Consider the following 1,247-nt stretch of genomic DNA (forward strand, 5'->3'; position numbering starts at 1 on the left):
GGGCACGCCCATGGAGCGCGCCGCGCAGGTCGCGGAGCGCGCGTCGACCGATCCCGCCGCCGCCGACGTCCTCCGGTCGCTGGCGACCGACCTCGGCCGCGGCCTGGCCGCCCTGTGCACGGTGCTCGACCCCGAGACCGTGGTGCTGGGCGGCTACTTCCAGCCCCTGGCCCCCTGGATCCTCGACGACGCGGACGCCACCCTGGCCGACCGGCTGCCGTCGGCGGACGCGCACCGACCCACGCTGCGGGTCGGCGAGCTGGGCATCGAGGCCGCGGCGCTGGGCGCTGCGGAGCAGGCCCTGGCCGACGTGCTCAGCGGCGTCGCCGCACTCTGAGCGGTCCCGCGCTCAGGCGACGACGAGTGCCGACTCGACGTCGAGCTGGGCCTGGCCCAGGCAGCTGACCGGGTCGGCGAGGAGCCGGCCGAAGGCCGTCTCGGCCGCACCGAGCAGCACCGCGTCGGGCCCGAGACCGGGCAGCGCGATCCGCACCAGCTCCTGCGGCGCCACGAGCGCGGCGTCGTGCAGCGTGCGGTCGACCTCCTCGTGCACCAGGGGGTAGAGCGAGCGCAGGAAGCCGCCCAGGACGATGACCTGCGGGTTGAGCAGGTTGACGACGTTCGCGAGCCCCCGGCCCAGGAGCCGGCCGACCTCGCGGAGGTCCTCGTCGGCACTCGTCAGCGCGTCGAGCACCTCGTCGAGCGACGCGACCCGGTCCGCCGGGCACCCGATCGCCTCGGCGATGGCGTGAGCGCCGACCTGCGTCTCCCAGCAGCCGCGGTTGCCGCAGTGGCACTCGCGGCCCTGCGGGTCGAGCGACAGGTGACCGATCTCGCCCGCGTAGCCGCCCGCGCCGACGAGCCGGTGCCCGCCCACGATCACGCCGGCTCCGACGCCGACCTCGCCCGAGAGGTACACGAGGTCAGCCACGTCGACGCCCGCACCGCGAAGATGCTCCGAGAGCGCGCCGAGGTCGGCGTCGTTGCCCACCTCGACCGGGGCGATCCGGCCGAGGCGCTCGGAGAGGATCGCGCTGAACGGCACGTCGACCCAGCCGAGGTTCGGGGCGAGCCGCACCATGCCGTCGGACCGGCGCACCACGCCGGGGACGGCCATGCCGACGCCGACGAGCGCGCTGCTCGGGGCGGCGTCGCGCACCACGAGGCGCAGCATCGCGTGGATGGCGTCGGCGACCGCGTGCGGGTCGCGCGAGGCCGGGATGGGCCCGGTGGCGCGGGCCAGCACC

The 1,247-nt window shown here is 76.3% G+C and carries 2 protein-coding genes; one reads left to right on the plus strand and one right to left on the minus strand.

Annotated elements, in window-relative coordinates; genetic code table 11:
* Positions 1-337 (plus strand): ROK family protein (locus NH339_RS18215; RefSeq protein WP_253027468.1); only part of this gene is annotated, 337 nt, incomplete at its 5' end.
* Positions 338-349: 12 nt separating this feature from the next.
* On the opposite strand, the gene NH339_RS18220 is transcribed toward NH339_RS18215, so the two are convergent.
* The coding region (locus NH339_RS18220; RefSeq protein WP_253027469.1) for an ROK family protein at positions 350-1,247 on the minus strand (898 nt) is incomplete at its 5' end.

Origin of the sequence: Aeromicrobium sp. CnD17-E (genome assembly GCF_024124745.1) — a bacterium.
Taxonomy (GTDB): domain Bacteria; phylum Actinomycetota; class Actinomycetes; order Propionibacteriales; family Nocardioidaceae; genus Aeromicrobium.